Here is a 1,728-nt window from a genome sequence, read left to right as displayed (position 1 = left end):
ATGAGGTGAAAATGTGAAAGGTCTACCCATTGGTCTTCAAGACTTTTCTGATATTGTGAGCAACAATATGATTTATGTTGATAAAACTAAATTTATATATGACCTTGCTTCTTCCGGCAATAAATACTTCTTTGTCTCTAGGCCAAGAAGGTTTGGTAAAAGCCTTACTCTCAGCGTTTTTGAAAACCTTTTTAAAGGCAACAAAGAATTATTCAAAGATACTTGGATTTATGATAAATGGGACTTTAGTCAAACCTTTCCCGTTGTTAGAATCAACCTTGTTGATGTTAACACTGAATCTATAGAAAACTTCTATGCCGACCTTTCTGATTTACTATTTTTTATCTCTCAAGAAAATGATATTTTTCTTGAGAGTAAAACACTAAATGGTAAATTTAGAGAGCTCATTATTAAACTTTCTAGAAAATTCAACAAAAAGGTTGTTGTACTTGTAGATGAATATGAAAAACCTGTTTTGGATAACATTACAAACAAAGACATGGCAAAAAAATTGAGAGGGATTTTAAGAAACTTTTATGCAGTTTTAAAGGCTCAAGATGAAAACTTACGTTTTGTTTTTCTTACCGGTATTACAAAATTTACTAAAACTGGTATTTTTTCATCCTTAAATAACATTAATGATATATCCCTTGACAAGCAATTTTCAACCATGTTTGGTTATACTCAAGAGGAACTTGAAAGCTATTTTAAAGAGTATATAGATGTTACATCAAAAGAGTTAAATATAGAAAAAAGTATATTACTTGATGAAATTAAAAAGTACTATAACGGTTTTTCATTCGATGGAGATAAATTTGTATATAATCCTTTTTCTATACTCCAATTTTTTCAAAAAAAGGAGTTTAAAAACTTCTGGTTTGAAAGCGGCTCTCCATTTTTTCTGTATCAATACCTAAAAGAAAAAAAGGTCACATACAAAGATTTAACAAGTTATCCCGTAAGCGAACTAGATTTCTCAAGTCATGAAATTGAAGATGCTCCTCCCAACATCTTTTTTGCACAAGCTGGGTACTTAACCTTTAAAAAAAGAATATACTATGGTTTTGAATATGAATATATACTCGACTTTCCAAATCTAGAAGTTAAAAACGGATTTTCAAAACTACTTCTTGAAGCAAGTTATGATATCCCCAGAAATTACATAAAAGAAGCTGACAGAAATATATATCTAGCATTTTCAAACAACAATATTGATATGGCATTTGATGAAATAAAAAGGATCATATCATCTGTGCCATACAACTTACACAAAAAAGAAGAAAGTTACTATCACTCTCTAATATATACGATACTTGCATCAAGTGGTTTGAACGTAAAAGCAGAAGAGGCAAGTAGTACTGGAAAAAGTGATATTGTAATAGAATTTAACAATAGAGTGTATATAATAGAAATTAAAATGGATAAATCTGCAAAAAGTGCGTTAAAACAAATAAAAGAAAAAGGATATTTTAGCAAATACACTCAAAAAAAGATTATTTTGATTGGTTTAAATGTAAACTCTGAAAAAAGAAATATTGACGAATTGTTAATTGATGAGGTGAAAATGTGAAAGGTCTACCCATTGGTCTTCAAGACTTTTCTGATATTATCAATAACAATATGATTTATGTTGATAAAACTAAGTTTATATATGACCTTGCTTCTTCTGGCAATAAATACTTCTTTGTCTCTAGGCCAAGAAGGTTTGGTAAAAGCCTTACTCTCAGT

At 29.4% G+C, this 1,728-nt stretch carries 2 protein-coding genes; both read left to right on the top strand.

The annotated features are described in order from the left end of the window. Nucleotides 1-13: 13 nt before the first annotated feature. A complete protein-coding gene (locus OB7_RS09780; RefSeq protein WP_012579873.1) occupies nucleotides 14-1,570 on the top strand; it encodes an ATP-binding protein in 1,557 nt (518 codons plus the stop codon). Continuing rightward, a partial coding sequence (locus OB7_RS09775; RefSeq protein ID WP_004100773.1) for an AAA family ATPase occupies nucleotides 1,567-1,728 on the top strand: 162 nt, incomplete at its 3' end. The genes OB7_RS09780 and OB7_RS09775, both read left to right, overlap by 4 nt.

The sequence above is a fragment of the Thermosipho africanus Ob7 genome (assembly GCF_003351105.1).
GTDB lineage: Bacteria > Thermotogota > Thermotogae > Thermotogales > Fervidobacteriaceae > Thermosipho > Thermosipho africanus.
The sequence above is the reverse complement of the archived record's forward strand: the minus strand, read 5'-3'. Positions and strand labels throughout refer to the sequence as shown.